This window comes from Sanyastnella coralliicola (genome assembly GCF_030845195.1).
GTDB lineage: Bacteria > Bacteroidota > Bacteroidia > Flavobacteriales_D > Sanyastnellaceae > Sanyastnella > Sanyastnella coralliicola.
Map to the genome: position 1 here is coordinate 1,317,314 of NZ_CP132543.1, position 23,822 is coordinate 1,341,135.

At 45.3% G+C, this 23,822-nt stretch carries 22 protein-coding genes and 1 tRNA gene; 11 read left to right on the forward strand and 12 right to left on the reverse strand.

The window, feature by feature from the left end; genetic code table 11:
- Window positions 1–35 precede the first annotated feature (35 nt).
- Entirely contained in the window at window positions 36–770 is a 735-nt protein-coding gene (locus tag RA156_RS05545; RefSeq protein WP_306643557.1) for a pseudouridine synthase, read from the reverse strand.
- A gap of 162 nt (window positions 771–932) precedes the next feature.
- Here RA156_RS05545 and RA156_RS05550 point away from each other — a divergent pair, with 162 nt between their 5' ends.
- The 3 genes from RA156_RS05550 to RA156_RS05560 are packed head-to-tail and all read left to right on the forward strand — an operon-like array spanning window position 933 to window position 5,653.
- A complete protein-coding gene (locus tag RA156_RS05550; RefSeq protein ID WP_306643559.1) occupies window positions 933–4,028 on the forward strand; it encodes a T9SS type B sorting domain-containing protein in 3,096 nt (1,031 codons plus the stop codon).
- 7 nt (window positions 4,029–4,035) lie between these two features.
- Window positions 4,036–4,989, forward strand: a complete 954-nt coding sequence (locus RA156_RS05555; RefSeq protein ID WP_306643561.1) for a PorP/SprF family type IX secretion system membrane protein — start codon at window positions 4,036–4,038, stop codon at window positions 4,987–4,989.
- 46 nt (window positions 4,990–5,035) lie between these two features.
- Window positions 5,036–5,653, forward strand: coding sequence for a hypothetical protein (locus tag RA156_RS05560; RefSeq protein ID WP_306643563.1), 618 nt, complete (start codon window positions 5,036–5,038; stop codon window positions 5,651–5,653).
- Window positions 5,654–5,745: 92 nt separating this feature from the next.
- Here RA156_RS05560 and msrB read toward each other — a convergent pair whose 3' ends face one another.
- Both msrB and uvrA read right to left on the reverse strand, forming a co-directional pair.
- Window positions 5,746–6,276 (reverse strand): peptide-methionine (R)-S-oxide reductase MsrB, encoded by a 531-nt coding sequence (gene msrB / locus RA156_RS05565; protein WP_306643565.1) that lies wholly within the window; start codon window positions 6,274–6,276, stop codon window positions 5,746–5,748.
- Window positions 6,277–6,286: 10 nt separating this feature from the next.
- Window positions 6,287–9,121, reverse strand: coding sequence for an excinuclease ABC subunit UvrA (gene uvrA / locus RA156_RS05570; RefSeq protein WP_306643567.1), 2,835 nt, complete (start codon window positions 9,119–9,121; stop codon window positions 6,287–6,289).
- A 303-nt stretch (window positions 9,122–9,424) separates the two neighbouring features.
- Between uvrA and RA156_RS05575 the strand changes: the two genes are divergently transcribed.
- Both RA156_RS05575 and RA156_RS05580 read left to right on the forward strand, forming a co-directional pair.
- On the forward strand, window positions 9,425–10,012 hold the full coding sequence (locus RA156_RS05575; protein WP_306643568.1) for an RNA polymerase sigma factor: 588 nt from the start codon (window positions 9,425–9,427) through the stop codon (window positions 10,010–10,012).
- A 76-nt stretch (window positions 10,013–10,088) separates the two neighbouring features.
- Window positions 10,089–10,301, forward strand: coding sequence for a hypothetical protein (locus tag RA156_RS05580; RefSeq protein ID WP_306643569.1), 213 nt, complete (start codon window positions 10,089–10,091; stop codon window positions 10,299–10,301).
- 26 nt (window positions 10,302–10,327) lie between these two features.
- Here the strand turns inward: RA156_RS05580 and RA156_RS05585 are convergent, their stop codons facing one another.
- Complete coding sequence (locus tag RA156_RS05585) at window positions 10,328–11,656, reverse strand: exonuclease domain-containing protein (RefSeq protein ID WP_306643570.1); 1,329 nt, start codon at window positions 11,654–11,656, stop codon at window positions 10,328–10,330.
- 173 nt (window positions 11,657–11,829) lie between these two features.
- Window positions 11,830–12,219 (reverse strand): hypothetical protein, encoded by a 390-nt coding sequence (locus RA156_RS05590; protein WP_306643571.1) that lies wholly within the window; start codon window positions 12,217–12,219, stop codon window positions 11,830–11,832.
- Window positions 12,220–12,305: 86 nt separating this feature from the next.
- On the opposite strand from RA156_RS05590, the gene RA156_RS05595 reads away from it, so the two are divergent.
- The 4 genes from RA156_RS05595 (at window position 12,306) to RA156_RS05610 (ending at window position 16,562) form a co-directional block, all read left to right on the forward strand.
- Window positions 12,306–13,097, forward strand: a complete 792-nt coding sequence (locus RA156_RS05595) for a peptidylprolyl isomerase (protein ID WP_306643572.1) — start codon at window positions 12,306–12,308, stop codon at window positions 13,095–13,097.
- Window positions 13,098–13,138: 41 nt separating this feature from the next.
- The gene (locus tag RA156_RS05600; protein ID WP_306643573.1) at window positions 13,139–14,023 is read left to right on the forward strand and encodes a hypothetical protein; all 885 of its coding nucleotides are present in this window, start codon (window positions 13,139–13,141) and stop codon (window positions 14,021–14,023) included.
- A 196-nt stretch (window positions 14,024–14,219) separates the two neighbouring features.
- Complete coding sequence (locus RA156_RS05605; protein WP_306643574.1) at window positions 14,220–14,741, forward strand: DinB family protein; 522 nt, start codon at window positions 14,220–14,222, stop codon at window positions 14,739–14,741.
- Between the two features lie 324 nt (window positions 14,742–15,065).
- Window positions 15,066–16,562 carry a hypothetical protein gene (locus RA156_RS05610; protein ID WP_306643575.1) on the forward strand — a complete coding sequence of 499 codons (1,497 nt, stop codon included), beginning with the start codon at window positions 15,066–15,068 and terminating at the stop codon, window positions 16,560–16,562.
- On the opposite strand, the gene RA156_RS05615 is transcribed toward RA156_RS05610, so the two are convergent.
- The 3 genes from RA156_RS05615 to RA156_RS05625 form a co-directional block, all read right to left on the reverse strand.
- Window positions 16,559–17,113 (reverse strand): hypothetical protein, encoded by a 555-nt coding sequence (locus RA156_RS05615; protein ID WP_306643576.1) that lies wholly within the window; start codon window positions 17,111–17,113, stop codon window positions 16,559–16,561. The genes RA156_RS05610 and RA156_RS05615 overlap by 4 nt on opposite strands.
- Before the next feature lie 186 nt (window positions 17,114–17,299).
- Window positions 17,300–17,373 (reverse strand) — tRNA-Arg (locus RA156_RS05620).
- A gap of 47 nt (window positions 17,374–17,420) precedes the next feature.
- A complete protein-coding gene (locus RA156_RS05625; RefSeq protein WP_306643577.1) occupies window positions 17,421–18,953 on the reverse strand; it encodes a serine hydrolase in 1,533 nt (510 codons plus the stop codon).
- Between the two features lie 126 nt (window positions 18,954–19,079).
- Here RA156_RS05625 and RA156_RS05630 point away from each other — a divergent pair, with 126 nt between their 5' ends.
- Complete coding sequence (locus RA156_RS05630) at window positions 19,080–19,664, forward strand: Smr/MutS family protein (protein WP_306643578.1); 585 nt, start codon at window positions 19,080–19,082, stop codon at window positions 19,662–19,664.
- On the opposite strand, the gene RA156_RS05635 is transcribed toward RA156_RS05630, so the two are convergent.
- From RA156_RS05635 to RA156_RS05645, 3 genes are all read right to left on the reverse strand, one after another.
- Entirely contained in the window at window positions 19,661–20,530 is an 870-nt protein-coding gene (locus tag RA156_RS05635; protein ID WP_306643579.1) for a hypothetical protein, read from the reverse strand. The two genes, RA156_RS05630 and RA156_RS05635, sit on opposite strands and share 4 nt — an antisense overlap.
- 53 nt (window positions 20,531–20,583) lie before the next feature.
- Entirely contained in the window at window positions 20,584–21,072 is a 489-nt protein-coding gene (locus RA156_RS05640) for a hypothetical protein (protein WP_306643580.1), read from the reverse strand.
- 202 nt (window positions 21,073–21,274) lie between these two features.
- Window positions 21,275–21,622, reverse strand: a complete 348-nt coding sequence (locus tag RA156_RS05645; protein WP_306643581.1) for a 4Fe-4S binding protein — start codon at window positions 21,620–21,622, stop codon at window positions 21,275–21,277.
- A 76-nt stretch (window positions 21,623–21,698) separates the two neighbouring features.
- Between RA156_RS05645 and RA156_RS05650 the strand changes: the two genes are divergently transcribed.
- Window positions 21,699–22,709 (forward strand): acyl-CoA reductase, encoded by a 1,011-nt coding sequence (locus RA156_RS05650; protein WP_306643582.1) that lies wholly within the window; start codon window positions 21,699–21,701, stop codon window positions 22,707–22,709.
- Between the two features lie 45 nt (window positions 22,710–22,754).
- Here the strand turns inward: RA156_RS05650 and RA156_RS05655 are convergent, their stop codons facing one another.
- The gene (locus tag RA156_RS05655; protein WP_306643583.1) at window positions 22,755–23,819 is read right to left on the reverse strand and encodes an NAD-dependent epimerase/dehydratase family protein; all 1,065 of its coding nucleotides are present in this window, start codon (window positions 23,817–23,819) and stop codon (window positions 22,755–22,757) included.
- Window positions 23,820–23,822 lie beyond the last annotated feature (3 nt).

The window sequence follows — 23,822 nt, forward strand, 5'->3', positions numbered from 1 at the left end:
TTGGTTAAGGTAAGTCAGAACTAAAGTAGGGAAATTTATTCGGACTCTTCTTCTGTAACACCTGATCCCGGCTTCCAATCCCACTCATTTAGAACACGTTGGAAATGATCAGGTAAAGGGGAGTTAATCGTAATCGCACCACCATCCGGATGCTCAAATCGAAGCTTGGATGCATGTAAAAAGAGCGCAGGATGATCTAACTGATCTCGGAAATATTGATTGTGTTTCCGATCTCCGTGACGGTTGTCACCTATGATCGGATGTCGCAAATGGGAAAAGTGAAGTCGAATCTGATGGTAGCGTCCAGTCTTAGGTTCTACCTCCACAAAGCTGTAACGAGAAGTGGGGTATCGACTGATTTCAAAGTCCTTTTCAATGTGATATAGCGTCTTGTAATGCGTTAAGGCCTCTTTCAACGGCGCGTCTTTGTCTTTCTGTAGAGCCTTTTCTACGATTCCTGATTCCTGTGTAAATCCGCGTACCATCGCTAAATAGGTTTTGCTGATCTCTCTTTCGAGGAATTGTGCTTTCAAAAAATTGAGAGTATCAACGTCTTTCGAGAATACAATCAATCCCGAAGTCGGCTTATCTAATCGATGCACTGGATCTACCTTAACTCCAAGTAAATCAGCCAACCACTTTCGAAGATTCGTCCGCTCGTAAAAGTCGATCGAAGTGCGATGAACGAGCATTCGGTTAGGTTTGAAGACGACCACAATCTTCTCATCCTCAAATAATATGCTTGGCTTTCCAATGGCTTCCTGTTGCATTACAAACGCATTCCTCAATAAAATGGCTATTTTCGCTCGACAAATTTACAACGCCAGACAACCATTTTAGGCTTTTGGAAGAGTAATAATAGAAAGGATGAGTATTTTCGTGCTCCTATTCTTTTTCGCCAAGAGCTTGGGCAACAAATGGGAAGATGTAATATGAAAAGAATACTAGCTGTACTACTAATGTTAATTTCTGGAGTTGGTGCGTTCGCGCAAGCTACCGGAAACTTTATCGTAGAAGTAGATCAAGTGCACTACGGACCTGTTGGTACCGTTGATTTGAACGGTTACATTACCTACTCAGTGTATGCTGAATTTACGAATGAAACTGATTTCCTTTCAGCAATCTTTGGGCTTTTACAAGACGACGAATTTCCAGATGATCAAGACATTTTTATGTCAGGTGATTGTGATTTCTTCAATGACGAGACATTTGGGGGATATATCGTGAATGTTGCTGCTCCTGGTGTTTGTTCAGGATTCCCTGAAGCTTGTTTTGACACCTACTGGACCATTGGCCAGAGTTTTTCTATATCTGATCCAGGTAATACTCAGGTTGCCGTCACTGAACCGGCAGTTTTGACAACCACTGACCCTTCGGCAGAGCTAATTGACGATGGAGTTATTTTTACTCTTAACGGACAACCGAATGGTATTGCGGGTCCGGATTTGCTAATTAAAATCGCGCAAGTAACTACCTGCAGTGAGTTCATCGACCTCGATTTTTGTTTGCAGGTATTCGTTGAAGGAGACAATGACAACATCCAGGAATTATGTCCAGATGTACCGTTCACATTTCCAAACCCATGCCTTGCAAACCCATTTGACGTTACACCAACCGTAACTACTGACCTGTTATGTAACGGTGAACTTGCAACGGTTGAATTTGACCCGGGAGGCAATGGACCAGTTGATTGCCAACTATTCACTTACACTGATGTTGACACAACCATCGTTTCTACGACGGTTGATGATTTTATTTACGAAGACCTTGGCGAAGGAGACTATTTCGTGGTTTTCACAGACGAAGTAGGATGTATCGATACTACGGATGCTTTCGGATTCGTTGAGCCTGAAGTTCTTGAATTGACATTAGATCAAACTGCTGATAACCTTTGTTTCGGTGACGCTATCGCGGAATGGTGTCCAACGATCACTGGAGGTACCATCCCTTACAACATCGATTTGATCAACCCTGACTCTTCAGTGGATTCATTCAATGAGGGTGATTGCTTCTCTAACCTTGGTTGTGTTGATGGACAAGGCGATTACACGGTAACGATTACTGATGACAACGGATGTCAGGTCTCAGAAGACATCTCAGTGACATGTCCTGAAGAGATTGTGATTGATGCTACGACAAACCCAATTCTATGTAACGGGCTAGAAACAGGGTCAATCGAACTGAATATTACAGGAGGTACTGGTGTATTGACACTAGACTTTACAGATCCAGATTTCACTTTTACTCCACAAGAGGCTCCAATCGATCTTACGATTTCTGATCTAGGTGCTGGTCAATACACATTGACAATCACTGACGAAAACAACTGTCAGGAGACGCAAATCTTCGACCTAACGGAACCAGATGCCCTTGATGTGACATTCACAAGCACTGACATCGTGTGTTTCGGAGAGTGCAGTGGGGTTATTGAATTCACCGCTGACGGTGGAACAGGTCCTTTCGAATTGGTTGTAACTGATCTTGACGGTAACGTTGAGATCCCTACTGAGCTTTGCTCGGGTGAGCACATTGCAACGGTATTGGACAACAACGATTGTCCTTTCATTGACACATTAACGATTACAGAACCACCACAGATCGTATTTGATCTCGATACAACGAATGTGAGTTGTTTCGGAGCGAATGATGGTGAAATCTGTATTTCTAATGTGACCGGTGGAACAGGGGTGGTTCAATGGCAGATTTCATCTCCGCCATCTGAGGCCACGGCCTTAGGTACTGAGCCTTGTTTCTCTGATCTCCCGGCAGACAACTACACGATGAACATCATTGACGAGATTGGATGTACCATTATCGTTGATGGATTGATCATTGAAGAACCTGCAGAACTCGTGATTGATGCTGTTGGAACGGACGTTACTTGTTTCGGGCTTGACAACGGTATGATTGAAGTGAATGCCTCAGGTGGAACAGGTACGATCTCCTTGACAAGCCCTGAGACACAAGAACTCCCATTCACGATAGAGAACTTGGCCCCAGGAAACGTCAACGTAGTCATCACAGATGAAACAGGATGTCAAGACAGCGTTGTCGTTGATATCAACGAGCCACTTGAATTGACTGTTGTTCTTAACGGAACAACCGACATCTCTTGTGGTGACGATTGTGACGGTGCGGTTGATCTAGATATATCTGGTGGTACTGGAGAAGTGGCGTTGTTCTTAAACGATGTGCCATCTGTGCCAGTAGGACTATGTGCTGGTGTATACGAAGCGATTGTAATTGACGAGAATCAATGTCAAGACACGGTTAACTTCGAAATCGAGGAACCTGAACCAGTTCAGTTCTCTCTTCTAATTGAGCAAGTAACGTGTACCGGAATGAATGACGGTTCAGCAGTAGCGGTTCCTTTTGGAGGAACAGGTGACCCTGCAAACTTCGAGCTGACCTTCTTCCCAGTAGATGCTGACGAAAACAACCTGTTCGAAGGAGAATACACTTATCAAGCGATTGACTCAGTAGGATGTGTATTCGATACAACCTTCTTCGTGACGGCTGAAATTGAAACTGACCTTAGCGTAACTATCTTCACTAGTCCAGTAACATGTTGGAATGAAGCAGATGGTACAGCCACTGCTGCCGTAACTGGAGGCACTGAGCCATTCACCTTTGAATGGAATGATCCTGATATGCAGACTACAGCCACTGCGGTTGGACTTGCAGAAGAGGTTTACTCGGTGACTGTTAGTGATGGTGATGGATGTATTCTGTCATTCTTCGCAGAAGTAGAACCAACTGTTGGATGTTTCTTTATCGCTGATGCGTTGACTCCAAACGGAGACGGTGCCAACGATGAATGGATTATTGGAGGTCTTGAATTCTTCCCGAATTCGCTCGTTCAAGTCTTCAACCGTTGGGGACAACTACTATATGAATCTAGAGGATACTCAACCCCTTGGGATGGGACATGGAATGGTAACGCGTTACCAGTGGCAGACTACTACTACGTAATCACGTACGACGAGTCGAAGGAACCGATTCTAGGAACAGTAACCATTAAATACTGATCTGGCCATGAAAAAGATTTTACTACTACTCGCTGTATTTTTCTTGGCTAGCCTTGGTGCAGAAGCCCAACAGCTTTCGAGAAGAACGCAATTCATCAATAACACTTACTTGATGAATCCAGCTGTAGCTGGAACAAAGCTCTATTCACCAATCACTGTTTCTTACCGAAATCAGTGGGCTGGGTTTGATGGAGCGCCGCAGACATACTTGTTGTCAGGTCATACAGGACTTCCAAACCGAATTGGGGTAGGAGCGATTTTCTTCCATGATGATACTGGTGGTGCCATTAGTCGCACAGGAGCAGAGTTGACTGGTAGCTACCAGATCGATTTGAACAACGAGGATGCTGTATCTTTTGGTTTGAGTGCCGTGCTAAGTCAATTTGCTTTTGACGGCTCAGACTTGGAGGTATTTGATCAGAACGATCAAGCGCTTGTTGGAACAGCTGAGTCTACATTCAACTTCGATGCGAATTTCGGTATGATGGTATACGGACCAAACTACTTCTTCGGATTTAGTGTTCCACAACTCATCCAGACGAAACTTGGTATTGATGGATTCCTCGAAGATGAAAACCAGAATATTCGCCACTTCAACTTCATGGGGTCGTACTTGTACTACTTCAACGAAGATTTCTCGATTCAGCCGTCTGTCTTAACAAAGTTCACCGGGTCTAGTCCTGTGCAATTGGACGTGCTTATGAAAGCTGCCTACCAAGAGATGGTATGGGCAGGAGTGACATACCGTCACAATGATGCTGTTGCCCTCTCTGTAGGATATGAATACGACCGTTACGCAGTAGCGTACTCATACGATATCACAACGTCTGATGCAGCGAACCTCTCGCCGCATACACACGAGATTTCGTTGTCATACTACATCCCAAGAGCAGGACGTGGATTCTCTGAAAAATCACTACTCGGAAAGCGTATCCTTTCACGCCGTCGTGTAGTTAAGTGATTTGGCAGTATCTTTGCTATAACCTTGATGTAAAAAACTTTCTATAATGAAAAAACTGACAATTACACTTGTGGCTTTCCTATTGACAGTGGCTGCTTCGGCTCAGTTCGTACGAATTGAAGTTGAAGAAGTACCAAACAGTGGGAAGGTTCCTGGAACTACTTACCGCGTTTATGCAGTCTTAGAAAGCCCAAATGATTTGATCATGGCGGTGTTCGGAGAAGAAGAGAATCCGGTTCGTATCGAAAGCACAAAGCCATTCTACCAGCACCCGAAGGGAGGAGCACTTTCAAACGACTTAATGCGTTTTGAAGTTCAGCAAGATTCAAAACTAGCGTTTGACTCATGGTTAACGATCGGTTCTGAAGACAACTACAACAACTACCTGATGCCTTTCCTGGTTGATAGCGTTGAGCTGAAGAAGTTTGAGTCTGGTGAGGCCTTCGTGACAAAGACAAGTGCTTGGTTCGCGACTCCGGACCGTCGTCAGACTTTGGCTGATAGCAAAGGACGTGTACTCTTGATGCAATTGACAACTGAAGGAAAGATCTCAGGAACGATTAACCTTCAAGGAAGAACGAAAGCAATTCGTGATCCACAAGGAAACATTGTTTCAGGAAACGAAAACTTTGAAGTTCGCGGAATCCGCTTCTCAGCAGGATGATTCCAGAATCTTTTAGATATTTAAAAACCCCGCATTCGCGGGGTTTTTTATTCAATAAATTCTCATTCTCATTCTCATTCTCATTCTCATTCTCATTCTTCCTCTGTCACCGACATCTTCGGCTCGGGATCACTAGGAACGAAGTCTAAAGAGACGCTATTGATACAGTAACGTAATCCTGTCGGACGAGGTCCATCTGCGAATACATGGCCTAGGTGTCCTTCGCAACGATTACATACTACTTCAGTACGAGACATTCCATAGCTGTTGTCTGTGTGCTCACCGACATTCCCATCTGCTACCGGTTGATAGAAACTTGGCCAACCCGTACCTGACTTAAATTTCGTTTCGCTTTCGAACAGCTCCAGTCCGCAGGCTGCGCAGCAGTATGTTCCGTTTCCTTTGTGGTTCCAGTACTCACCAGTAAAGGCTCTTTCAGTTCCTTGTTCACGAAGCACATGAAATTCCTCATCGGAAAGCTCAGCGCGCCATTCAGCATCTGTCTTTTCAATCTTTTCGCCGTCGTAGGCTTTGCTTGGAGTGGGCTGTTGTTGCATGTCGCCCTGTGCACATGCCGTCATTGTGATCATTGGCACAATGAGGTAAAACATCCATTTAGTCATACTACCTTAATTAGTTCAATTTATCAGCGATGAACTGCGCAGTAAGCGATGCTTCATGGTTAGCCAATTCTTGTGGGGTGCCGCAGAAAACGAGTTCTCCGCCGTTGACTCCACCATCAGGACCTAGATCTATCACCCAGTCAGCACCTTTGATTACATCAGTGTTGTGCTCAATAACAATCAAGGAGTGTCCTTGTTTGATAAGAGCCTGGAAGGCATCTAACAGCTTCTTGACATCATGGAAGTGAAGACCGGTCGTAGGTTCGTCGAAAATGAACAAGGTGTGTTCCTGACGATCTCCTTTGGCTAGGAAGGAAGCTAACTTGATTCGTTGGGCTTCACCACCACTTAAGGTGCTGCTGCTTTGTCCTAATCCGAGATAACCTAATCCTACCTCTTGTACCGGCAATAACTTCTGCACAAGGCGTCTGCTATCTGCGCGCTTATCATCTTCACCAAAGAAAGCGATAGCTTCGTCGACAGTCATCTCAAGAATATCACTGATCGACCTGTTTCGGTAGTTCACTTCGAGGATCTCATCTTTGTACCGTTTCCCTTTACAGACGTCGCATTGCAGCTTAATGTCTGCCATGAACTGCATCTCAATTGTCACTAAACCTTCACCTTCACAGTTGTCGCATCGTCCTCCGGCAACGTTAAAACTGAAGTGTGCTGGTTTATATCCACGCACTTTTGAGATTTGTTGAGAAGAGAATATGCTTCGAATTTCATCGAAAGCCTTCACATAAGTCACAGGGTTACTTCTTGAAGACTTTCCAATTGGATTCTGATCGACATACTCAACGGCTTTAATCGTCTGCACATCGCCAACCATGCCATCCATTTGGCCCATGCGATCGCTGAAGTCGCCTAGCGCTCTTCGCACGGCAGGATAGAGTAGGTCACTGACTAAGGTTGATTTTCCCGATCCACTCACACCACTTACTACTGTCAAGGTGTGCAAAGGGAAGTCGACCGTAATGTTCTTTAGATTATTCTCTCTTGCACCTTTGATCGTCAATTTGTCTGTCCATTTTCTCGCCTTCGGCGGAATTGGAATTTCTGCTCTACCAGTCAGGTACTGTGAAGTAAGGGAATCTGAAGTCAGTAGGGCCTGATGGTCGCCTTCAAATACAATCTCACCTCCGAAGGTTCCGGCGTATGGACCAATATCTATAAGGTGGTCAGCCGCTTCCATGATTTCTTCATCGTGTTCAACGACAATGACTGTATTACCTAAATCCCGAAGTGACTTCAAGACTTTAATCAAACGCTGCGTATCGCGCGGATGAAGGCCAATACTCGGCTCATCAAGGATGTACATGCTTCCAACCAAGCTACTGCCCAGGCAAGTGGAAAGGTTGATACGCTGACTTTCACCTCCAGAGAGGGTAGAGCTCAGTCGGTTGAGTGTCAGGTATCCTAAACCAACATCACATAGGTAGCCCAGACGATTGCGTACTTCAATAAGCAAGCGTTCCGCGATAGCGGCATCAGTAGGCCCCAAAGTCATTGCGTTGAAGAATTCAAGGAGCTGATCACAAGGCAAGACAACCAACTCCGAAATCGAAGTACCATTGATCTTAACGTAGTTCGCATCTTGGCGTAGACGCGTGCCTTTACACTCTGGACACTTCGTTCTTCCGCGATAGCGACTTAACATAACGCGGTATTGAATCTTGTAGCTCTTTTCTTCAAGGTATTTGAAGAAAGCATTTAAGCCTTTGAAATGCTTGTTGCCCGTCCATAGCAATTCTTGTTGTTCTTGAGTAAGCTCGTGATATGGACGATGAATAGGGAAGTCAAATTCTCGGGCGCTTCTTACCAGTCTGTCTTTCCAGGCAGACATCTTATCACCTTTCCAACAAACAACAGCGTCATCGTAGACTGAAAGACTCTTGTTTGGGATAACAAGGTCTTCGTCGATCCCAATGACCTGTCCGAAGCCTTCACAACGTTTACAGGCCCCAACAGGATTGTTGAATGAAAAGAAGTTCGGACTAGGTTCTTCGAAGGTCATTCCATCTAACTCGAAGCGGTTATTGAATTCACGTTCGATTTCTTCTTCGCCATTGAAGACTAGAAGAAGGCATTCACCACTCCCTTCGAAAAAAGCACTCTCTGCGGAGTCTGCAAGTCGTACATGATGTTCTTGGGTGTCTGAATAACTCAAACGGTCAACAACAATCTCTAAGGTGTCTTTGGGTTTGATTTCCGCGGCTGTGTCTTTATCCAACCGTTTGACCTCGCCGTTTACACGGATTCTGGAAAACCCTTGCTGAAGCAACACTTCAGCCTGCTTAGCCTTCGATCGTTCTTTCGATGGAGTCACAGGTGCCATCAGCATGTAGCGCGTCCCTTCCTCGAATTGAGATAGGTAGGTGCGGATATCTGCTACGGTATGACGCTTCACCTCTTCACCTGAGATAGGAGAGAAGGTCTTACCAATACGAGCGTATAGCAACTTGATGTAGTCATAGATCTCGGTAGAGGTGCCCACGGTAGAACGAGAACTACGGCTGGTTACTTTTTGCTCAATAGCTACCGCAGGGGAGATGCCTTCGATTGAATCAACTTCTGGTTTATCTAATCGGCCCAGGAACTGACGGGCATAAGATGAAAGACTCTCAACATACCTGCGCTGACCTTCAGCATAAAGTGTATCAAAAGCCAACGACGATTTACCAGAACCCGAAAGGCCGGTAATCACCACCATTTTGTTCCTTGGAATGGCCAAGGAGACATCCTTCAGGTTGTGCATTTTTGCCCCTCGGATGATGATATTCTTCTTCGGATCCAACGCGTCTAACGCGGAATCTGCACTTTTTATCATTGATTCACTCATGAAAGATCAAGGTCAACTTTGAATAGGTTGTGAAGGTCTGAAATGCTTGTCAATTCTACAATTCAGCCAGGGGGGTGTTATCCCCATTAGGAGATTTTAACAGGTGGAAAGACTAAAAAGTTTGGAGAGTACCAATAAAATTGGCTTATCTTTAGGGAAGACTTAGCAATAATTGTATTTAAGTCGACGTTATTATTCAAACCTCTAAAAACAGGGATACTATAGATACACCTTTACTCTGAATTATTTTTTGTTAGAAAGGCGCTTTAGGGCGTTGATGTTTAATCTAAAGAGTGAGGTAGTATGCGAGCTAAACAAATCCCTGACCGCGAACTTGTACGATCGTACATCGCAGGTAAAGACGAAGCCTTTGAGATTCTTTTGAACCGACACCGTCAGCAGGTGTTCACGAAGATCTTTATGTTGGTCAAAGACCACGACGTGGCTAACGACATTTTCCAAGACACATTTATTAAAGTGATTAACACCTTGCGTTCTGGTCGCTATAATGAAGAAGGTAAGTTCCTTCCTTGGGTACTCCGTATCGCACACAACCTTTCTATCGATCATTTTCGTAAAGGAAGAAAGATGCCAGCCGTAAGGAGTGATGAAAACAATGATGTTTTCGCAACCATCCAAAACGACGAAATGCACGTCGAAGATCAAATGGTATGGGATCAAACCTTGAATGATGTGAAGTCTCTGCTTCAATACTTGCCTGAAGAGCAACGTGAGGTAGTACTTATGCGTCACTACTACGGAATGAGCTTCAAGGAGATTGCAGAAACGAATGATATTTCGATCAACACGGCCCTCGGTCGTATGCGCTATGCGTTGATCAACTTGCGTAAGATCATGGAAAAGAATAACATCGTGCTGACGCTCGATTAAAAAATCTTTGCTCTATGCAATAAGTCTTAAATGAGGCCGTTATACAAATGGAATCCTAAATAATCCATTTGAGCCTATGCAGGACTTTACACTTGATGATCTATCACATTTTGCAAAACACGAACGCCGGTTGATCCAGGAAATCTTTAATACTGAAGATACAGTGGAACAGCAGGAAGTAGTAAGCGGACCAAGCGATGAGAGCATCTCTCGTATCATTGCTTACAACAAAGCATTGTCGGTCCGAAAAGGAAAAAAGATTAAGAATTATCAGCTATTGCTGAACTAATTAAAACCCCGCACTCGCGGGGTTTTTTATTGCCTTATATGTTCGATTGACTTTGAATGGGGTAGGTATGGCGCCATGATAGAATGGGTCATTTCACTCGAAGGAAGCATGGTCGTGAAATTCAATAGATCTTCTTCCGAATTCACTGACTCGTCTGGAGAAATGAAGGCGTATCCCTTTAGTTGACCTCCTTCGATAACTACCAAAGAGCGCTCATCGTAGTTGCGTCCTTGACCTTCGATCCAACGAATTCCATCTTGATTGGCTAGAAAAGCTACCATCTCATCAATACGTTGGTTGTATGCTGACACTTCTGGCATAGGACCAGATTCCATAGGGACACCACATAAGGATGCGTGGAGATTGAATTCTCTTACCAAGCTGATCAGGCGGTCACGCGCTGTGGTCATACTGTAATAAACTTCGATCGGACGAGATCCTACCTGAAGCTTTTGAACCGTGAGTCTTTTGTAGCCGAGTTGATCGAGGTAGGAGACGATTCCAAATCGACTTCGCGGTCTTTTCTGTGCTCGGTTGTGTTTCGGCCAATGGTGTCGAATCTCAGCGTCTTCGAGGAGACGCGCAATCAGTTCGGTTCCAGTCAGTGTGACCTGAATATCTACGATATCCTTCAAGAACTCTTGCCTACGAGAAGACGCCATCTTACCACCAAAGTGCTGTCGTATGCGTTTCTTGACGTTAATCGACATTCCGATGTAGATGAACTTACCATGCCGATCAATGAAGTAGTAAACTCCGGGCTTCTCCGGAAGTTGATCAAATACATTGCGCGGTAAGGCAGGAGGAAGCCACTGTTCTGCGGAGCCTCTTTTCAACATGCCGTCAATAACTCCAGCTTGATCAGATAACATCAAGTGATGGAATAATTGCACCGTTGCCATCGTGTCACCAAGAGCTCGGTGGCGTGCTTCGTTACCAATGCCAAGATCTTCACAAATGCGACCAAGGCTGTAGCTCCGATGTCCGGGAAGAATCTTGCGAGACATACGCACAGTACACAGACGTTTCGGATTGAAACGCATGCCATACTCTTCAAAGCTTTTCTTGATGAATGCATAGTCGAAGCCTACGTTGTGCGCAACGAAAACGGCGTCCTCAAACCACGAGTATAACTCTTCAGCAATCTCCTCAAAACGTGGCGCATCTGCGACCATTTCGTTGGTGATGCCCGTCAACTCAGTGATATAAGGAGGAATCGCATGCTCCGGACGAAGCAGGGTATGAAACTGATCGAGGATTTCGGTGCCATCCGTCAACACCACAGCAATCTCTGTTATGCTATTCGCAGAGGCATAACTCCCCGTGGTTTCTATGTCGGTAACGGCGAAAATCATTTGAACGCCCAAACTACGAAAAGCTTTGCTTTATAGGCGTATGGCTTAAGGCCTAAGGCTTAAGGTAATGGTGCTGTGTGCTTTAAAATTCATTTCAGCATACAGCATACAGCATACAGCATTCAGCATACAGCATACTGCGTTCCGCACTCCGCGTTCTGCGTTCCGCAACCCTATTCAACTCCTACAACCGCGAACATCTCTTCACCGTTCTCGGAGACGAATACATGTTTCCCGGGAGAGGAGAGTGTACAGCTCATGGTGAGTGAATGCATGGGAACAACCATGGTGCAAATCTGCTCTTCGCGTGGGACGCGGTAATAAGCGAGCACTTGAATGGTGGTGTCGGTGCGGGAGTTTTCGAGGTGATCGGCTGTGGCGCAGCCGTTAGTGCCACCAGTGAAGGTGACTTGAACCTCGAATGGGGTGTTGATTTTGATAGAATCCGGTCCGGAAATGGCGTTGACGTTGCCTTTTAGGATGTCGTATTCATCAGAAGAGCAGGCGGAGAGGATCAATGCGAATGCACCGATCGCTAGGGTGATCAATCTTGGCTTCAGCATGGTGTGCAGGTTTCCTTCATAACGTTAGAATTGATTGAATCGTATAGGGATTCAACTTTGCCTGACCACTCTGTTATCTTTGCGGTATGAAGAAGTGGATTATTCCTATCGTCGTTTTGATGACCGCCTGTGCTTCGGAATCAGTACCAGAAGGCGAAGCCGTTCAGGCGGTGACGCCAGAAGAAAAGCCTACTGAAACTGTGGGTGAAGAAGTGGAAGTTACCCCTGAAGCACCTGTATGGCCGCGATTATCTAACGCTACGTGCAAGGACTTCCTTCTAGAGTACGGACAAAAGAACACGGCAAATCGCGTGGTTATTCATACTCCTTACGGAGATATCAAAGTGAAGCTATATGATGACACACCAATTCACCGAGCGAATTTCCTTTACCTGATTGAACGGGGGTATTTTGCTCCCACACAGATTGTTCGAATTGTAAAGGACTTTGTTGTGCAGGGTGGAAATAGCGAGGAGCCAGAAGATCAGGAGGAACGATTCCTGATTGGAGACTATACCTTGCCAAACGAGATTCAAGCGCATCATATTCACACAAGAGGTGCCTTGGCCATGTCTCGGAATTATGAAGGGAATCCGGAACAGCGGAGTTCAGCTTATGATTTCTACATCGTTGATGGTCGTGATATTTCAAACGTTGAGTTTTTTCAAGTGAAGGAAGAGAACGGCTACAATTACACGGATGCGCAGGAAGCGGAATACAAAAAAAGAGGAGGGGCCATACACCTAGACGGCAAACACACCGTTTTTGGAGAGGTTACTTCTGGGTTGAGTGTGATTGATAAGATTGCAGATCTTGAAACGGATGCTTCCGATTGGCCCGTTATGGAATTGATCGTTTCCATGGAGGTTGTGGAATAACCACTGATTAAGCCGTATTTTTAAAGACCAGACTAGAAATGATGAGAAGAAAGCTATTGATGTGCCTATTCCTACTCGCCGGTGGGATCTCTGCCTTAGGTCAAGGACATGACCAACTCATCCTACAGGATGATGATTTCGAATGGCCTGAACGTCAGGGATTTGTCTTCGGGATGTCGATTGGAGCCTATTTCGCCAATAAACAAAGTGCGGCGTTCTATAACGGAGAAGCGTTGTATGAATTGGGGGATAACCTGGCTACAATTTATAATATCGAAGACCGTCTTTTTTTGAATGACCAAACCTATCAACAGGTCACCAACCTGATTGAAGCACAGGATTTTTCTATTCCTTTCGATTCTTATCCGCAGGCAATGCGATACAACCCGGGGGTGCTCATTGGGTTTAGAGCAGGGTACCGTCTGAACAATGAAAACAGCTTTTTCCTTGATCTGAATTATGCCACCCTGAAGGCGGCTGATAAGTTCACCTTGGTTACGAACCTCTTACCGGACCCAAGTCAGGGAACACAAGATATTCGTCTCTACAATATTATTGGTGAGGAGGATCGACTGAACATTCATCTTGGTTATCGTGCTGGGATTGTGGTTAATGAAGATATGAACTGGTACATCGAGGGGGGAGCGAGTATGTTGGCCATACGATTGCAGGAAAATTTTCTAGAGATTGAAGGAACGACATTCGACTTGTGGATTGCGCCTTTCGGACCGAACAATATCAGTGGGCCTCAAAGTAATTTGACAGGTACGGGATACGGGTTTTACGGAGGAACTGGTGTCGAAGTATTCTTTGATGAGCGCTTTGAGATTGACCTTGGAATGCGTCTTTCTCGTGACAAGGTGGTGATGGGGTCTTTCTCAGACAACCTGATCAACACCAGCGTTTTCTTGAGCTTTACGCTGTAAAAGAAACAGGGCCTCCCGTTGGAAGCCCTGAATTCGAAACCTTAACCAAATAACTACTCAAAAAATCGCTGTAGCCTTTCTATTTGAAACTGACTATAACAAAGATATGAGTAGAATACTCCCGAATTTGGTGACTTTGTAAACGGTCGCTTTCGCCAGTTAACGGTCGCTTATTCCCAGTAAACGTTTTCACAACATGCCCCTAACAGAGAATTTCGATAGCTACTTTCAGCGCTACATAGATCTTGCAGGATCAACCGATCCTTCTGAAGCACTTCAACGCACCAGTGATGATACCAAGGCTTACCTAAGTCCATTGTCAGAAGAACAATGGCATTACGCTTATGCAGAAGGGAAGTGGACAGTAGCAGATATGTTGCAGCATATGATTGATACGGAAAGAATCATGGCCTATCGTGCGCTGCATTTCGCTAGATCTTCGACCACGCCCTTGCATGGTTTTGATCATGATCTTTTTGTCGCTAACGCGGAAGCGGACAAAAAGAATGGCGAGGATATCCTAAATGATTTCCTCGCCACTCGAGTGTCAACGATGTCTATGTTCGGATCGTTTAATGTTAAGCGTCTGGATGTTTCAGGTTCGTTTGACAGCAGAAGTCCGTTAACTGTACGTCAGCTAGGCCTTTTGATCTCTGGTCATAACATTCATCATCTGAACGTTCTCAAAGACCGATACTTTAACTCTGGTCAATTCTAGCACCTCCTGAACATCAATAATGGTTCAACCAAACATTCGTTGACACTAACTAAGGATGAAGGCTGGTTATCCATAGCTAGCTTGTTGTGCTTTTAATTTCCTATTGAAACTCTTTAGGTTCGTTTACCAAAAGCGAAGTGTACTTCGTGTTTCACAATTCAAATCTGGCCATTCTTTATCATGCGTCCTACACGGATTTACCCCGAAACGTATATTCCATATCCGGGAATAACAGGTGTTGAGTCGCTAAAAAGCCTATATTTATTGAGAATCAACTAAGGCAAAACGTACATAATGCCCCTCTTAGAGTCTTTCCTAGCCACCATGACTGAATACGAGCTCCGTGAGCTGGAACAGCACATTTCAAAAGTGGGCAAACAGTCTGATCGGGTGGATACACGCGCATTGCAGTTGTTGATTGAAGAACCGGAGCTGTCAGGTCAAGACGCCGCCTTGAAACTATATGGAAAGGCGAACTTGAATGCGTATCACACAGTTCGGAAGCGGTTAACGCGCAGAACTCAAGAGTACATCACACTCAAATCCCTCGAAACGGGAATTAACCGAGGGGATGAAATTAGAATGGTAGTCCGCGCCGCTCGTTTCTTACTCACTCGTGGTCAATCAGACGCAGCCGCAAAAATGCTACGGAAGGCGAGAAACGCAGCCAAACAGAAAGACTTGTACGTTGAATTGGTAAACGTACTTTCTGCGGAGGTGGAGTACTCAGACGAGCTTGGTCTTGATTCGGAACTTCTAGTCAACGAATGGAAAGAAGCACAGGAGCTTGCCAGCCTGCAGGAACGTGTAGACTTAGCATACAACGTACTTCGTATCAAACTGCGTGAAACGCGCTTAACAGGATTTTCAGGAGATCTTCAGAAACTGGTGAGGGGAGAGCTCGACCAGTTGGGAATCGACCTTCACCAGAACCTACCGGCATCGATTGTATATAAGATGATGACCATTATCAGAATGGCCATTGTTGCGTCTAAGCAATATCACCAGTTTGATCCACTTGTGACCCAAGCATACGAGCAGTTGGAACGAGATGGGCTCATTCAAAAAGCTGACTTGAAGGTGCGCATCGGTTTTCTTTATATGATTGCACATACAAAGTACCGTACCCGAAGCTTGGATGAAGCCAATGAATGGCTCGGGAAACTAGGTGAGTATATGACGGATACGCGCAGACGAGCCGTATTGGATTATCTCGGTCGATACTTCTTGCTCAAGGCCGCCATTCCAATGTATCAAGGAGAGGTGGAGAAGTCGATTCGATCTCTGAATGATGCGTTGGAACGGAAAGATCTTCGTGTGAGTGACACACTCAATATTCGCTTGAACCTTTCTGTATATGAGTTCATCGCTAATAAGCCGAAGAGAACACTTTCGGTACTCGTCAACAATCCACTCAGTGATAAGGAATGCGAACGCCATATGGGGCCCGAATGGTGCTTTAAGAAGGACCTTATTCAAACGATTGCCCTTGCGGAACTCGGGATTGACGACGTAGCTGAGATTCGCTTAAAAAGTATGAGGAATCACTATTCCAATATTCTTTCTGCTGATCAGCACCAACGAATTGCCGGTTTCTTGAAGGTAGTTCAGTGGGTGATGAATTCGCCGGAGAAGCTTCGTACACCAGAGTTCGAAGAGAAGGTAGAGCATGCTATTCAACGACTTCCTGGCAATATGGAAGACCTTCAAGCTATGACCTTCTATTGCTGGGTGAAAAGTAAGATGGTAGGACGTTCTTACTATTCAGTCCTTGTAGAAACTGTTGCGACTTTTGGAAAGGATCGTATTACGGATTACTAGTGATCTACGATGACCATGTCATGTCTCTCCAGGAATGCTCTCATCCAGGCGTATCCATTCTCTGAGAACCCATCTGATTTGTATCGAGGAGAAGTTTGCACACCGGAACATAGAAAGCAGACGTTCGTTTGAGCGATCAATGAATCCTTTACAAAGAAGCCAAAGCCTACATGAGGGATAAAGCAAGTACCCTTGGTCCCATTTAATTCACCATTGTATATCGAGGTGTCACAGAGCATATGAACCAGTTCATCACGGCTGTTGTCAGGTAAGTCCTTTCCGTTGTACGCGGTAGGATGAACGTTGAAGTTAGACGGATCATACAACGTCATGTCGTTCTCGCTCATGTTTGCAGGATTCTCTGCTTGCGGATTGAAGTTGTATGTAGTGATTCGATCAGCTTGAATGAGTAGGTCATATAACTCTTGGATGTCTTCAATGGGTGGTCTTTGAGACAGTTCAATAGGCTCTTTTTCAGGTTTGTCTTCTACTTGGTTTTCGTTGGACTGACAGCTGAATAAAACGAGAAGGAACGGGAGGAAATACTTCATGGCCTGAAGGTAGGTCAACTTTGAATGATTTCTTGATCAGTGCACCATTAAAGTCTTATGGATTTAGTTGAAGTGCACAAGAGTGAGAATGCGTACAATGACACGAGCTTGTATCATGCGATAGATAGTTGAACACGAAGTAGTTAAAATGAAAAAGCCTGGTAACGATACCAGGCTTTTTCTTTGTGACCCCGCAGGGATTCGAACCCCGAACCTCCGCATCCGTAGTGCGGTGCTCTATCCAGTTAAGCTACGGAGCCAACTCTTTCCCCGAATTGGGGGGTGCAAATATATAAATTCTCTAGATTCAAGGAAGTTTTTTGAATTCTAATTCTGTAAAATCGAAATCAGGATTCGGAACGTCGATGATCATTTCTTCAATTTCTCCTTCTGGGTTGAGAATAAACTGCACTGTTCCAGGAGGTAACATCATCTGAGTTCCCCAGTTCAACTGGAAACTATCATATTGCCAGTGACGCATCGTTCCTCTAAAAAGAGGTGTTGGTTCAAACTGAAACGCCAGTTGATCACCTACTACTCGGATCTCACAATTTCCATACATCTCACCTCCATACGTTCCTGCGTAGGCTTCTAGTGGGAGGGAAGGCTTACTGTCTTTGTCTCTAGCTTCCTCTGCCGCCGCGCGTTCAGCCTCCTCAGCTTGCTGACCCGACTTTGAAAAATTCAAGAAAAGCTCCGACCAATCTTGTCCTTCCTCACCCATGTAGCGGTCAGCCCACGCATAAGTCAAGGCATAAGCAATCGAGCTGATGTTATTTGTTAGGACAACAATTCCCATGTTTTCTTCTGGAATCATCAGGGTGCGGGAAATCATCCCGTCGTATCCACCGCCGTGGCTGACAATCTTCACTCCGTGCAGGTTTTGAAGTTCCCAACCTAATCCGTAACCACTGAAGGTTTTACTTGGCCAAAGGCTGCGGCTCCCAGGAGAAATCGCTTCTGGAGTTTGAATAGCCCACATTTCATGTCCTTGGTTTTCTGACCAGATTGCCGTGGTGTCCTTCATTCCCATGTTCATTTGGGCAATCATCCATTGCGACCAATCGTGAACACTCGACACTAATGCGCCAGCAGGAGCGATGTTATCCCAATTCACATATTCAATCACCACGTTGTTGTCGTTGACCGTGTTGTGTGGCATTGCTTTGTTGACATCACTCGTCAATTGTGAAGTGCTGTAGTAGGTGTTGTTCATCTCCAACGGAGAAAGAATGCGTTCGCTCACAAACTCTTCCCATGCTTGACCTGTCACTACAGGGATAATCTCACCAGCTGCCAAGAACATGATGTTCTGGTAGCCGAAGTGCTCACGGAACCCATAGGCCGGCTCTAAGAAACGTGCTCGACGTAATACTTCTTCGCGGCTATGGTTACTTCCATACCAGATCAGATCTCCACTGAATGTTTCCAAACCACTACGGTGGCAAAGCAAATCTCGAATTGTCAGGTTTGCACTCACATACGGATCATACAACTGGAACCAAGGAAGGTACTCTTGTACTTTGTCGTCCCAGTTAATCTTACCCTCATCTACAAGAATCGCAAGAGCTGCCGCGGTCACACTCTTGGTGTTTGAAGCCACCGCGAATACTGTATTCTCATCTACAGGCTCATTCGTATCAACAGACTTTACACCGAAGCCCTTTTCGTAGATGATCTCTCCGTCTTTCACAATAGCCACGGCTACGCCGGGAACATTCCAGTCTTGACGGGCCTGTTCAATGTATTTCTCAAACGACTTGAGTTTCTTGTCGATTTTCTGTGCGCTCGCCGGCAGAACAAACGCCACAGCAAGCAAAAGGCTAAGAATAATGCGCATAATGTAGGATTGGTCCCGCAAGATAAAGATTGTAGGCAGTAAGCAGTAAGCAGTAAGCTGTAGACCGCATACCGCATACTGCCTACTGCCTACGGCCAAAGGCCCACATTCCTTACCTTTGTAGGTATGTTTAGGCCCGGAGATAAAGTGCGCTTCTTGAATGAGACTGGAGAAGCGGTAGTGATCCAAATGATCGATAAGACACAGGCGTTGATTGAAGATGAAACAGGCTTTGATTATCCGTACCCTGTGGATGAATTGATTTTGGTGGGAGATCGTGAAGACGAAGAAGATAAATATGCTTCTAAGCAACCGCGTGCGCTTGATATTATCTCTCGTAACGTAGATCAGTCGAAGCTGAAGGCAGCTGAGAATGATTTCAAGGCGAGATACAAGGAAGACAACAAGTTCCGTCGAAAAGATGATGCTGTAGAAGTTGACCTTCATCTCCATGAAATCGTTGACAACGAAGGAGGGATGTCTGATGGTGAAAAGCTAGATCTACAAATGCGCCACTTCGAACGCATGATGGCTCGAGCAGAGCGTGAGCATCTTTCGAAGATCGTATTCATTCATGGGGTGGGTCAGGGAGTGCTTCGCAATGAGATTAGAAAGCATTTGAAGAGCTATTACCCAAATGCTGACTTCTTTGATGCAAATTACCAGCAATACGGATATGGCGCAACGGAAGTCCGCCTGCGCTTTAATTAACGCCGTGGATCGATGTAAGGACGTTTACTCTGTTCCTTATCTAAGGTGATGTCTACATTGCTGTTGTATTCCCACTTCGTCTTTTCCAGATTGAATGAGTCATAGGTCATATCTGGACCGTAGAAAGCAGGGTTTCCTTCAAGTCCTTCTTGACGTGGGGAAAGGTGATCAAATACAATGCGCTTTTCTTTTGGATAATACTTCAGCGAAGCCATCACTTCTTCCGAGTACTCCATCACATATCGTTTCGGATTCTTCTTTGGGATATCAAAAACTGGAGCTCCTAACCGAACCTTGCCTCTGTTGATGGTAAAGGGCTCAATTACCTTGCGGTTAATAAGTCCGTTCGCTCCATCCCAACCGAGCAGGACGTAATGATCGATTTTCTTTCTTCCTTTCTTCACTTCGATAAGCTCGTAATACAAGGCTCCTTGCCATTTCTCAGGCTTGAGGTACTTGTTCTCTACCGAACTTCCATCATCAACGTTGTCTTCTAATTCCACCCAATCGTAGATTCCTTGTTTTCCATCTACTAGCCAAAGCATGAAACAACCGTAGGTGTGGGTCTGATCATTGTACGGCATATTCCAATTGAAAATGCGGAGTTCACCATTAGAAGAGGTGAGGATAGACATGTACTGAACGCGGTCAAAGGCATATTCCAACGAGCCTGAAGAATTCATGACCTCAGTCATCGTTTGGCGTAATGAATCGTGATAGGCAAAACGCGTTTCGTCTTCCACCGCATCGCGCATCTTTTCTTGAATAAAGATGATTCGATCTTCCAATGAAGCTATATCTGACTGCGCGAAAGAAGTTAGACTTCCGGCGATAGCCAGAAAAGAAAAAAGAAATGAAAGGCGCATAAGCGAATTGCAGGTTTCCTTACTAGAACGTAAATATCGGCAAAAGAGATATGTTACTTCTCAGGAAGAAACTCTTCGGGAACAGAAATGCCGTTGGTATCGTTGGCCCAAATGACATTGCAAATCCACCAACGATCTCTGTGATAAATCATCTGGTAGCAATTGATTCCTTGATTAGAATCATCGGCAACTTCCACTTGATAGGTCTGCCACACCATCGCAATACCATTGTATTCATTGACTTCAACGCTCAACTGGTATTCCTTAAACGTACGATCAGGACTATTCTGGAAAAGGCGAACGAAATCTTCCAGCGCGAAACTCTTCCCCGTCATTCCCATATCATGCACATCCTGAACCACCGTGAAATGCGCAGTAGGCACGAACAATGCCCGAAAAGCTTCCCAATCTGGCGTGTCAGTGCTAATCAAACGCAAGGTCTCTTCGGCCATCTTCTCAGGAGAAGTCATGGCAGGGGAAAAGTCTTGAGCGAAAACTGTTGAAAGGGGGAGTGCGAAGAGGAGGGCCAGGAGAAGTCTCATAAGGTTAGTCTAGGGTCGAGTGTCTAGAGTCTAGCGACTTGAATCTATGATCGATAAACTATAATCTATAATGTCTTTCAAGAAACGAAAAATACCAACGAAAGCAGTACGAAGACGAGAGACAAGTGTCAAGAGACTAGAGACCAAAAACCAAGAACTAAGAACTGCTATCCTTAAGCCTTAAGCCATACGCCCTAAGCCTCTACAAATGCATAAACTCCTTCTTCGCAAGCAACTGATCTTCAGTTTCTTCGTGGTCAGGGTCGTCTACGCAACAGTCAACAGGACAAACGGCAGCGCACTGTGGTTCGTCGTGGAAACCAACACATTCTGTGCACTTATCAGTCACGATGAAATATACATCCATGTCAACCGGTTCTTGGTCGCTGTCAGCGTTGGCAGCGTCTCCGTTTAACAATGTAATGTCGCCTGAAAGCCCTGTTCCGTCGCTGTATTTCCACTCGGCACCGCCTTCGTAGATTGCGTTGTTCGGACATTCTGGTTCACATGCACCGCAGTTGATGCATTCATCTGTGATCATTATAGCCATAAGACAAGAGTCGTGTTTGTACTTTTGCGGTGCAAATATAGCAATCAGGTGGCTGATTGCCTTCTTCGCAGTGAATATGAACTTGGAACAACGAAAAGAAGCCATTGTTCGCTTAGGACAGTGGATGGGAGATATCGAATCGAACGATGAGGTGATGGGCTTGATTGCCCGCGAACGTTCTCACAACGGTTGGTTTACGAAAGACAACGTCTTAGCTGCGATGAAAGCTTGGGCGCGATCACTGGCGCCTGAAAAGGTAGAACAGTGGTTGTCAGCTTATCCAGAGTTGGATCAAGACAAGCCTGCAAAAAGGGTAGGTGTGGTTATGGCTGGGAATATTCCCCTGGTTGGTTTGCACGATCTCTTGACCGTGTTGCTTTCAGGAAATACAGCTTTGGTCAAGATTTCACGAGATGACAATCGATTGATTCCATTGGTCATGCAACAACTGATGGAGTTGGAGCCTGGGTTCAAAGGCCAGATGATTCCTGTCATTGGGAAGATGGAAGATTTTGATGCGGTGATTGCTACAGGAAGCAACAATACGTCGCGCTACTTTGAATACTACTTCGGCAAGGTGCCAAATATCATTCGTAAGAATCGAACGAGCGTGGCCGTGCTTACTGGAGAAGAATCAGAAGAAGAGCTTAAGTTGCTAGCAGACGATGTGTTTACACACTTCGGTCTCGGTTGCCGCAACGTGACTAAGGTCTACATGCCACAAGATTTCGAGCTTGATCGTCTGTTCGGAGCCTTCTACCACTACCACAAAATTGGTGAGCACAACAAGTACGCTAACAACTATGATTACCATAAGGCCTTGTGGTTGTTGAATCATGAAGACCTCCTTGAAAACGGATTCCTTTTGATGAAAGAAGATGCCCAATTGGTAAGTCCGGTGGGTAGTCTTTTCTATGAGCGTTATGCTGATCTCGCTAGCGCGGAAGCGGTCATTGCCCAGAATCGAGAGCAAATCCAATGCATCGTGGGTAAAGGACATTTACCTTTTGGATCAGCGCAACAACCGGAATTATGGGACTATGCCGATGAGGTTGATACCCTTCGTTTCTTGATAGATCTAAACTAAAAAAGGTGCCCGAAGGCACCCTTTCACTGAATTATGCTGTCTCGCTTATTTCTTAGCGAAGATGTTTGCGTCTACGAGCGCTTGGAATCCATCTACCATAGAGTCCTTTAGTGGGCGGAATTTGATGCCCAACTCGTTTTTAATTTTCGAGTTGTCTGCCTTCCATTCAACGTTCACATTGTTCTTGATGAACTGTCGAGTGAATAGCTTATTTGCCATTGGTCCTACGATCATGAGCAACCACTTTGGAAGTGCTTTCTTCGGCAGCGGGTAGTCAGCTCCGTACTTGTCTTGAAGTTGCAGTGCCATTTCCAGGAAGTCAGTATTGTGTCCGGAAGTGATGTAACGACCTTTCGCGTTGTCATTGTATCCCGCTTGGAAGTGAGCTTCGGCTACGTCGCGAACGTCAACAACTCCTACACCCATTTTTGGAACACCCGCTTTCATCGTACCGTCTCCAAGTTGCTTCAGGATGTTGAAGCTTTCAGAAGTAGTGGCTTTCGGGTTAAGTGGAGGTCCCATGACGAAGCTTGGGTTAATGGTCACGAGGTCCCAGTTATTCTGAGTTTCTGCGATTTCCCATGCCTTCTTTTCGGCAAGTGTCTTTGAATATGAATACGGTTGGTAAGTCAACGACGCTGTCTCATTCCAGATGGTTTCGTCGATTCTTCCATTCGGAGCGTTGACGGTGTCGATGGCATCTGTGTAGATAGCTGCACAAGAGCTTGTCACCACAACACGACGGACTGAAGCAATTTTCTTTGCACTCTCCAATACATTCGCTGTTCCTTTTTCCGCTGGATCAATCAAATCACGTTGAGCATCCTGCACATCAGTTACGAATGGAGAAGCAGTGTGGAATACAACCTCACATCCTTGCATCGCTTCTTCGTAAGAGCCTTCTTCCAGAAGGTCAGATTTGAAGAACTTAATATCTCCTGAAGACTTGGCCGCAGCGGCTTTCAAATGCGCTACTTTCTCTTCCTTGTTTGGGTTTCGAACGGCAGCGTGCACAGTGATTCCTTCATCAAGAAGACGTTGAACAAGCCATCCGGCTACATATCCGGTCGCACCGGTTACCAATACGGGTTTAGATTTATCGATTGACATGAT

Coding starts and splice junctions, on each gene's coding strand:
- RA156_RS05545 (WP_306643557.1), bottom strand. CDS start 770: ATGCAACAGGAAGCCATTGGAAAGCCAAGCATATTATTTGAGGATGAG.
- RA156_RS05650 (WP_306643582.1), top strand. CDS start 21,699: ATGAACTTGGAACAACGAAAAGAAGCCATTGTTCGCTTAGGACAGTGG.
- RA156_RS05560 (WP_306643563.1), top strand. CDS start 5,036: ATGAAAAAACTGACAATTACACTTGTGGCTTTCCTATTGACAGTGGCT.
- RA156_RS05555 (WP_306643561.1), top strand. CDS start 4,036: ATGAAAAAGATTTTACTACTACTCGCTGTATTTTTCTTGGCTAGCCTT.
- RA156_RS05630 (WP_306643578.1), top strand. CDS start 19,080: ATGTTTAGGCCCGGAGATAAAGTGCGCTTCTTGAATGAGACTGGAGAA.
- RA156_RS05640 (WP_306643580.1), bottom strand. CDS start 21,072: ATGAGACTTCTCCTGGCCCTCCTCTTCGCACTCCCCCTTTCAACAGTT.
- RA156_RS05635 (WP_306643579.1), bottom strand. CDS start 20,530: ATGCGCCTTTCATTTCTTTTTTCTTTTCTGGCTATCGCCGGAAGTCTA.
- RA156_RS05580 (WP_306643569.1), top strand. CDS start 10,089: ATGCAGGACTTTACACTTGATGATCTATCACATTTTGCAAAACACGAA.
- RA156_RS05590 (WP_306643571.1), bottom strand. CDS start 12,219: ATGCTGAAGCCAAGATTGATCACCCTAGCGATCGGTGCATTCGCATTG.
- RA156_RS05595 (WP_306643572.1), top strand. CDS start 12,306: ATGAAGAAGTGGATTATTCCTATCGTCGTTTTGATGACCGCCTGTGCT.
- RA156_RS05605 (WP_306643574.1), top strand. CDS start 14,220: ATGCCCCTAACAGAGAATTTCGATAGCTACTTTCAGCGCTACATAGAT.
- RA156_RS05600 (WP_306643573.1), top strand. CDS start 13,139: ATGAGAAGAAAGCTATTGATGTGCCTATTCCTACTCGCCGGTGGGATC.
- RA156_RS05615 (WP_306643576.1), bottom strand. CDS start 17,113: ATGAAGTATTTCCTCCCGTTCCTTCTCGTTTTATTCAGCTGTCAGTCC.
- RA156_RS05625 (WP_306643577.1), bottom strand. CDS start 18,953: ATGCGCATTATTCTTAGCCTTTTGCTTGCTGTGGCGTTTGTTCTGCCG.
- RA156_RS05610 (WP_306643575.1), top strand. CDS start 15,066: ATGACTGAATACGAGCTCCGTGAGCTGGAACAGCACATTTCAAAAGTG.
- RA156_RS05655 (WP_306643583.1), bottom strand. CDS start 23,819: ATGTCAATCGATAAATCTAAACCCGTATTGGTAACCGGTGCGACCGGA.
- RA156_RS05550 (WP_306643559.1), top strand. CDS start 933: ATGAAAAGAATACTAGCTGTACTACTAATGTTAATTTCTGGAGTTGGT.
- uvrA (WP_306643567.1), bottom strand. CDS start 9,121: ATGAGTGAATCAATGATAAAAAGTGCAGATTCCGCGTTAGACGCGTTG.
- RA156_RS05575 (WP_306643568.1), top strand. CDS start 9,425: ATGCGAGCTAAACAAATCCCTGACCGCGAACTTGTACGATCGTACATC.
- msrB (WP_306643565.1), bottom strand. CDS start 6,276: ATGACTAAATGGATGTTTTACCTCATTGTGCCAATGATCACAATGACG.
- RA156_RS05585 (WP_306643570.1), bottom strand. CDS start 11,656: ATGATTTTCGCCGTTACCGACATAGAAACCACGGGGAGTTATGCCTCT.
- RA156_RS05645 (WP_306643581.1), bottom strand. CDS start 21,622: ATGGCTATAATGATCACAGATGAATGCATCAACTGCGGTGCATGTGAA.